We start from the raw sequence: 7,757 nt of genomic DNA on the forward strand, positions 1-7,757 counted from the left end.
GGCATGGCAGGGGCAGGCGTGGGACGGTCCGGTTCAGGTCCTGGTACCGGTGTCAGCCCTTCACGGCGCCGGTGAGGCCGCCGACGATGCGCTTCTCGAAGACCGAGAAGAAGATCAGTGCGGGCAGCATGGCGAGTGAGGTGAAGGCGAGAACCTTCGCGGTGTCCGTGGAGTACTGCGAGGAGAACACCTGGACGCCGAGCGGCAGGGTGTGGTTCGCCTGCGAGTTGAGGACGTACAGGGGCAGGAGGTAGTTGTTCCAGCTGCCGACGAATCCGAGGATGCCGACGGTGACCACACCGGGCAGCGACAGCGGGACCACCATGCGGAAGAAGAATCCGAGTCGGCTCATGCCGTCGATCGCGGCGGCCTCCTCGATCTCGTTCGGGATGGCCCTGAGGAACGGCACGAGGATGATGACGGTCATCGGCAGGCCGAAGGCGATCTGCGGGATGATCACGCCGAGCAGGTTGTCGACGAGGCCGAGGTCCTTGACGACGAGGTACAGCGGAGTGATCGCGATGACCATCGGGAACATCAGGCCCGCGGCGAACAGGGAGTACATCGCGCCCTTGAGTCTGAAGTCGTAGCGTGCGATCACGAAGCTCACCATCAGACCGAGGGCGACGATGCCGACGGTGCTGGTGATCGCGACGATGAGGGAGTTGGCGAACTCGCCCCAGAACACCGTCGACTTCAGGATGTCGATGTAGTTGCCGACCACCCAGGGGCGCGGCAGGGCGGCCGGGTCCGTGGTGATCTGCGCGTTGGTGCGGAATCCGCCGAGCACGATGTAGAGCACCGGCGCGATGCAGACGCCGACGAAGAGCAGCGCGATGAAGTAGGTGACGGGGTTGCCCCACTGCTGCGGCTTGTCGCGGTTGTCGCGGCGGCCGCTGGGTGCCTTCGGCTCCGGCGCGGGGGACATCCGGGAGGTGGTGGTCGTCGCGCTCATCACACGGTCCCTTCGGTGACGGCGCCCCTGAGGTCGCGGCGCAGGACGAAGCGCTGGTAGATCAGTGCGACGATGAGCGAGATCACGAACATCACGACCGCGACGGCGCTGCCGTAGCCGTAGTTGCCCGCGTTGCGGCCCTGGGCGAGCATGTAGATCGCCATGGTCGAGGTGCCCGCCGTGCCCGAGACGTACTGGCCCCAGATGATGTAGACGAGGTCGAACAACTGCAGCGAGCCGATGATCGACAGGAAGGCCCAGATGCGGATCGTCGGTCCCAGCAGCGGCAGCGTGATGCGGCGCTGGATCTGCCAGTAGGAGGCGCCGTCGATCTGCGCGGCCTCGAAGATCTCGTCGGGGATCGACTGCAGGCCGGCGAGCATCAGGATCACCGCGAAGCCGATGTACTTCCACGTGATGATGGCCATCAGCGTCCAGATGGCCAGGTCCGGGTCGGCGATCCAGTCGGCTTCCAGGGAGCCCAGGCCGATCCGGTGCAGCAGGTCGTTGACGGCTCCGTTGCTCTGGAGCATCAGGCTCCAGCCGGTGCCGACGATGACCTCGGAGATGATGTAGGGCACGAAGACCAGGACGCGGATGGTCGAACGGCCGCGGATCTTCTGGTTGAGCAGGAGCGCGAGGACGATCGCCAGCGGACCCTGGATGACCAGTGAGAGCACCAGGATCAGGCCGTTGTGCCACAGGACGTCGTGGAACGCGGGGTCGGTGAGGATCAGCCTGTAGTTGTTCAGGCCGACCCAGTCGGTGGGCTCCCCGTAGCCTTTCCACTGGTAGAAGCCGTAGTACGCGGCGAGCGCGACCGGGAGGATCACGAACGCCAGGAACGTGATGACCGCCGGTGCGGACAGGACCGCGATCTCCAGTCGCATCCTGGCACGGCCTCGGCGGTGCGCAGCCGCTCGCGGCGGAGCCGGGGGCACGGACGTGGCCGCGTCCCCGGCTCCGGGCGTGCCCTGCGACTGGCGGCCGTCGGCCGTGTCAGTGCCCAGGGTGTCGCTCATGTCTGCGTACTCAGCCCTTCTCGGCGGCAGCTTTGACGTCCTTGACGATGTCGGCGGCGGAGCCCTTGCCGGCCATCAGGTTCACGACGGCGATGTTCATGGCGTTGCCGACGTTCTGGCCGTACACGGTGTCGAGGAACTGCATCGAGTAGGCGGCCTTGTTGAAGGCCTGCAGTGCCGAGATGTTGTAGGGCTCGGTGACGACCCCCTGGGCTTCCTTGTTCACCGGGACGGTGTCGAAGGCCTCGGCGTAGGCCTCCTGCTGCTCCTTGGTCACGACGAACTGGAGGAAGCCCAGGGCCTCCTTCGGTGCGTTCCTGGAGAGCGAGTATCCGCCGGCGCCGCCCATGATGGCGGTCGGGTCGCCCTTGCCACCGGGCACGGCGGGGAAGGGGAACCAGCCCAGGTCGGGGAGCGGCTTCTTGTCCGGGGTCAGATCGGCGATCACACCGGGGTTCCAGTTGCCCATGAGCTCCATGGCCGCCTTGTGGTTGGCGATCATGCCCGCCGAGGACCCGGCGCCCTGCTGCGACGTCGCCGTCAGGAAACCCTTCTGGAAGGGTTCGGTCTTCAGGAGTCCAGCGAGGTCTTCGCCGGCCCTGGTCCAGCACGGGTCGTCGAACGTGAGCGACTTGGCGGCCTCCTGCATGGTCTCCTGGCCGCACTCGCGCAGGGCGAGGTTGTAGTACCAGTGCGCGGCCGGCCAGGCGTCCTTGGCGCCGACCGCGATCGGCGCGACCTTGATCGCCTTCAGCTTCGCGACGGCGTCCTCGAGCTCGTCCATCGTCGTCGGCGTCGAGGTGATGCCGGCCTTCTCGAACAGGTTCTTGCTGTAGTAGATGCCCTCGGGCTGCGTGTCGAGCGGCAGTGCGTAGACCTTGCCGTCGATCGAGACGCCTTCGAGGGCCGCTTCGCCCACGTTCGCCTTGTCGGTGCCGGTCAGTTCCAGTGCCTGGATCTGGCCGGCGTCGACCATGGCCTGCATCTTGCCGCCACCGCGCTGCAGGAAGATGTCGGGCGCGGAGTTCGAGTTGAGCGCGTTCTGCAGCTTGCCGTCGAGGTCCTCGTTCTGGACCGACTGGATCTTGATCGTGACGTCCGGGTGCAGCGCGTGGTACGCCTTCGCGGCGTCCTTCCAGTACTGCGCACCGCGCCCTTCCATCGCGTTCGTCCAGAGGGTCACCGTGCCCTGGCCGTCGGACGAACCGCTGCCGTCGCCGCCGGCGCAGCCGGCAGCGGCGAGTGCGATGCACAAGCCGATCGCGGCAGCCGTCGCGCTGCGGGTTTTCCTCATCATCGTGGAACTCCCTGATCTGTTGTCAGTGATCCAACTGCTGATAGTTTGCGCAAACTAATGGGCCGTCCGCGAAGCAGGAGCAAGGTGTACCGCCAGAAATGAACGCGAGGCAACCAAGAGTTTTCGCAAGTTGCGCAATCGTTACCGACGTAACGGCCGTCGTACGTGATCACGAACGGGTGCGGTGACGAACAGGAACGTGCTCAGTCGCACCCGGCCGGGCCCCGGCCGGCCGGGGCGGGGGCGGGCACCGGGAGGACGCCGAACGCCGACAGGCGGACCGCTCGACGTCTTGACGCCGCTTTCCCCGTCTCCCTACGGTGCGCAGCACGTTGAGCGAGAGCCGGTTGGTCCACCCGCCCGCCCCGGCGAGTCCCGCCCCACACCGCACCGCGGCAAAGGAACCCCACCATGCGGATCGTCGTTCCCCGGCAGCCGACAGCCCGGCTCTCCGACGCCTGGCGCCACTGCGTCGGCACGGGCCGGTTCGACCTCGCGCTGCGGCGCGACTACCAGGAGTCGCTCGACCTCGTTCAGCGGGAGATCGGTTTCCGGTACATCCGGGGGCACGGCCTGCTCAGCGACGGGATGGGCGTCCACCGCCCCTACGACTACGCCGGCGAGCGGCGCGTGCGCCACGCCTTCACGTACGTCGACCAGGTCGTGGACGCCTACCTGGGGATGGGTATCGCGCCCTTCCTCGAACTCGGCTTCATGCCGTCCGGGCTCGCCTCCGGCGACGACACCGTGTTCTGGTGGAAGGGCAACATCACCCCTCCTCGCGACGAGAAGGAGTGGGCGGACCTCGTCCGCGCCGTCATCGGGCACCTGGTCGACCGCTACGGCATCGACCAGGTGCGCCGGTGGCCGATCGAGGTGTGGAACGAGCCCAACCTGGCGCCGTTCTGGTCCGCGGACCAGAACGCCTACCACCGCCTCTACGAGGTGACCTCGCTGGCCGTCAAGGAGGTCGACGCCGAACTCCAGGTCGGCGGCCCCTCACTGGCGCCGGGTTACGAGGACGAGTGGATCCAGCGCTTCGCCGAGTTCGTCGAGGCCCGCGACCTGCCGATCGACTTCGTGAGCCGCCACGCCTACTCCTCCGGCCCCGTCCAGCCCGTGCCGTTCGGCGCTCACCAGACGCTCATGCCGGCGTCGGCGCTGCTGGAGCAGTTCGGCGCCCCGCGGCGGCAGCTGGCGGGCACCGGGCTCGCGGACCTGCCGCTCCACATCACCGAGTTCAACTCCTCGTACCGGCCGGACAACCCGGTCCACGACACCGCGTTCCACGCGGCGTATCTCGCGCCGGTGCTGGTGAACGGGGGTGACCTCGCGGACTCCTTCTCGTACTGGACGTTCAGCGACGTGTTCGAGGAGGTGGGCATCCCCACCGCGCCGTTCCACGGCGGCTTCGGCTTGCTGACGCACCGTCAGGTCAAGAAGCCCACCTACCACCTGTACACGTTCATGGCCGAGATGGGCGAGCAGGTGCTCGCCCGAGGCGAGGACCACCTGGTGACGCGGCACGGCGACGGACGCGTCACCGTGCTGGCCTGGGCGCCGGCCGACCCGGCCGGCGGCGATCCCGTCGACGGCCACACCGTCCGGCTGTCCCTGCCCGTCGGCGCCCCGGACGCGCAGGGCTCCGCCTTCGCTCGCCGCCGCTCCGTGAGCGAGGACGCCGGCAACCCCTGGGCCGCCTGGTGCGAGATGGGGCGGCCGCTCGCGCCCGGCGACCGCCGGCTCGACGCTCTCCGTGAGGCCGCCGAACCCGCCCGCTCGCACCGGAGCGTGCCCGTCGCCGGCGGGCGCGCCGACGTGGACCTCGTCCTGGGCCGCAACGAGGTGACGCTGCTGGAGCTCACCCCGGTCGTCGACGAGACGCCGGAGTGGTGGAGCGACGACCGGCTGTTCGGCCTCGGCGGCGAGGACGTCGACGCCTCCGTGAACCGGTCGTGAGCGCCCCGCCGCCCACCGGCCCGCTCGCACGGCCGGGAGCACGCCGGGACCTCGATACTCGCCCTGCACCTGCTCCGGTCCATGCTCGTCCACGTCAACGCCCTGCCGGCCGGCAGGCCCTGGCGGAACAGGCTTGGGCATCGAGGCCCAGTGACGAGGACGGGCGCGGCAGCACGCTGCGGGCACCCGGTGCACTGGACCGGCTCGACTTCCTCCACCGGTTCGCCGACCGGTTCGGCATCCGGAACACGGCCACGAGCGTCAATCCGGGGCTCGTCCACTTCCTGGCCGAGGTGGCGGGCGAGTACGGAAGCGCTCGGTCGTGTGCACGGGGGACGGGGCCGCCCCAGCCGTCCTCTGCCGCGCCCCACGTGTCTGCGGGCCATGCGGACCGCAACGCGTACACGTCATCGCGGTATTGATCCGGCCGACCGTGGCTCAGGTGGTCGAAGAGACCGGCGTGGACTCCGGAGAAGGCCTCGACGCGGGTTCCGTCGGGGCGGAAGACGTGGTCGGTGCCGGCGAACGGGATGCCGAGGATCGTTCTGAAGAACGCCCACCCGCCGCTGCCGTAGAACCCGGGTGGGACGACGCGGCCCCGTGCGGGGCGACGACGAGGAGTTTCGAACCCTCGCCGTCGCCCCGCACAGATGCGGTCAGCCCTTGACGGCGGAACTGGCGACCCCTTGGACGAACCAGCGCTGGAAGAAGGCGAAGACGACAAGGACCGGCAGGACGAGCAGGACGCCGAAGGCGAGGATCTGGCCCCAGTCCGGGGGCTGCTGCCCCTGGAAGACGCTCATCTCCAGGGGGAGGGGACGCACCGACGGGTCGGACACCATCAGCACCGGCCACAGGAAGGAGCCCCACTGGATGAGGAAGGTGAGGATCGCGACCGAGGCGAACACCGGCCTGGACATCGGCACGATGATCGCGAAGAAGGTGCGCCAGGGACCCGCGCCGTCCAGCCGGGCCGCCTCCTCGATGCTCGGCGGGATCTTCTTGAAGAACGTGTGGAACTGGTAGATGGCGAAGGCGTTGGCGACGAACGGCAGCGCCTGGATGTACAGGGTGTTGCGCTGGCCGTTGAACATGTAGAACAGCGGCACCGCCACCGACTCGAACGGGATCAGCATCAGCAGCAGGACGAGGGTGAACACCGCGTTCTGCCCTCGCCACTTCAGCCGCGTCAGCCCGTACGCCGCCATCGAGTTGACGATCAGCCCGCCCGTCACCACCACGAACGACAGCAGCACCGACACGCCCATGAACTGCCAGAAGTAACCGGTACTGTCGGAGTTGAGGCTGTCGAAGACGGCCGCGTAGTTGTCGAAGGAGAGGTGGGTGGGCAGGAAGCCGGACAGGCCGTTCAGGACCTCGTCGGACGGCTTGAGACTGCCGAGGAAGAGGTAGAGCGCGGGCAGGGCGAAGACGAACGCCAGAACGCTCAGGACGGCATAGTCGAGGACGCGGCGTACGGGCGTACGGGTCATGGCCATGGGTCAGTCAGTCCTCGTGGTCGGGCCGGACGACGCGGCGCTGGACGATCGTCAGGGCGACGACGATCAGGAAGAACACCACCGTGACGGCCGAGGCCTGGCCGATGTCGTTCTGGTCGAAGGCCGTGGTGACGGCCTGGTACATCACCGTCCGGGTGGCGTCCTCGTCCAGGCCTCCGCCGCGGATGAGGATGTACACCTGGTCGAAGACCCGGAAGGACAGCACCGAGGTCAGCATCGCGACGAACACGAGGGTGCCGCGGATGCCGGGCAGGGTGACGTGCCGGAACTGCTGCCAGCGCGAGGCCCGGTCCAGCGCGGCGGCCTCGTAGAGTTCGCCCGGTATCTGCTGCAGTCCGGCCAGCAGGATGACCATCTGGAAGCCGACGCCCTGCCACACCGACAGCACGATGATCGAGCCCATCGCGGTGAGGCTGTCACCGAGCCAGTCGAAGGCGCCCCAGTTGCCGAGACTCACCGCGTCCAGCAGGGAGTTGAGCATGCCCTGCTCGCTGCGGGCGAGGATCAGCCGCCAGATCACGGCGACCAGCGCCATCGGGAAGACCACCGGCATGAAGAAGAAGGACCGGAACAGGCCGATGGCCTTCAGCCTGCGGTTGAGCAGGATCGCCAGCGCCAGCGCCAGACCGGTCTGGAGCGGTACGACGACCGCGGCGAAGGTCAGGTTGTTCAGCAGCGCCCGCAGGAACGGGCCGGACAGGTCGGGGTCGGTGAACAGCCGCCGGTAGTGCTCCACGCCGAAGAAGGCGGGTTCCAGCGGGGAGCCGAGGCGGACGTTGTGGAAGGAGAGCACCACGGCGTAGCCGAACGGGATGCCGACGAAGGCGATCAGCCCGCCGACGGCCGGGGCGGACATCAGCAGCCCGTGCAGCCGGTCGCGGTTGCCGCGCGAGGGACGCGAGGGCTTCGCGGAGGGCGCGGACGAGACGGCCTGCGCCCGGCCAGGGGCCGCGGTGTGCGCGGGTTCCACGGTTTTCACGGGAGGGTTCCTCTTCCCGGCGGGG

The 7,757-nt window shown here is 68.5% G+C and carries 6 protein-coding genes; 1 reads left to right on the forward strand and 5 read right to left on the reverse strand.

What is annotated here, in order from left to right; all coding sequences use genetic code 11:
• Positions 1-52 precede the first annotated feature (52 nt).
• Genes RH94_RS18335 through RH94_RS18345 form a run of 3 tightly spaced genes read right to left on the reverse strand, consistent with a single transcriptional unit; the run spans position 53 to position 3,274 of the window.
• Positions 53-955, reverse strand: a complete 903-nt coding sequence (locus RH94_RS18335) for a carbohydrate ABC transporter permease (RefSeq protein ID WP_073948645.1) — start codon at positions 953-955, stop codon at positions 53-55.
• Positions 955-1,977: a carbohydrate ABC transporter permease gene (locus RH94_RS18340; RefSeq protein WP_073948646.1), complete on the reverse strand. Its 1,023-nt coding sequence runs from the start codon at positions 1,975-1,977 to the stop codon at positions 955-957. The genes RH94_RS18335 and RH94_RS18340 overlap by 1 nt, the downstream gene beginning before the upstream one ends.
• Positions 1,978-1,987: 10 nt before the next feature.
• Positions 1,988-3,274 (reverse strand): ABC transporter substrate-binding protein, encoded by a 1,287-nt coding sequence (locus tag RH94_RS18345; RefSeq protein ID WP_073948647.1) that lies wholly within the window; start codon positions 3,272-3,274, stop codon positions 1,988-1,990.
• 411 nt (positions 3,275-3,685) lie between these two features.
• Here RH94_RS18345 and RH94_RS18350 point away from each other — a divergent pair, with 411 nt between their 5' ends.
• Entirely contained in the window at positions 3,686-5,233 is a 1,548-nt protein-coding gene (locus RH94_RS18350) for a GH39 family glycosyl hydrolase (RefSeq protein ID WP_073948648.1), read from the forward strand.
• 656 nt (positions 5,234-5,889) lie between these two features.
• Here the strand turns inward: RH94_RS18350 and RH94_RS18360 are convergent.
• On the reverse strand, positions 5,890-6,732 hold the full coding sequence (locus tag RH94_RS18360) for a carbohydrate ABC transporter permease (RefSeq protein ID WP_073948650.1): 843 nt from the start codon (positions 6,730-6,732) through the stop codon (positions 5,890-5,892).
• 7 nt (positions 6,733-6,739) lie between these two features.
• Positions 6,740-7,732: a carbohydrate ABC transporter permease gene (locus RH94_RS18365; RefSeq protein WP_073948651.1), complete on the reverse strand. Its 993-nt coding sequence runs from the start codon at positions 7,730-7,732 to the stop codon at positions 6,740-6,742.
• Positions 7,733-7,757: the final 25 nt, after the last annotated feature.

It is taken from the genome of Streptomyces kebangsaanensis (assembly GCF_001906585.1).
GTDB lineage: Bacteria > Actinomycetota > Actinomycetes > Streptomycetales > Streptomycetaceae > Streptomyces > Streptomyces kebangsaanensis.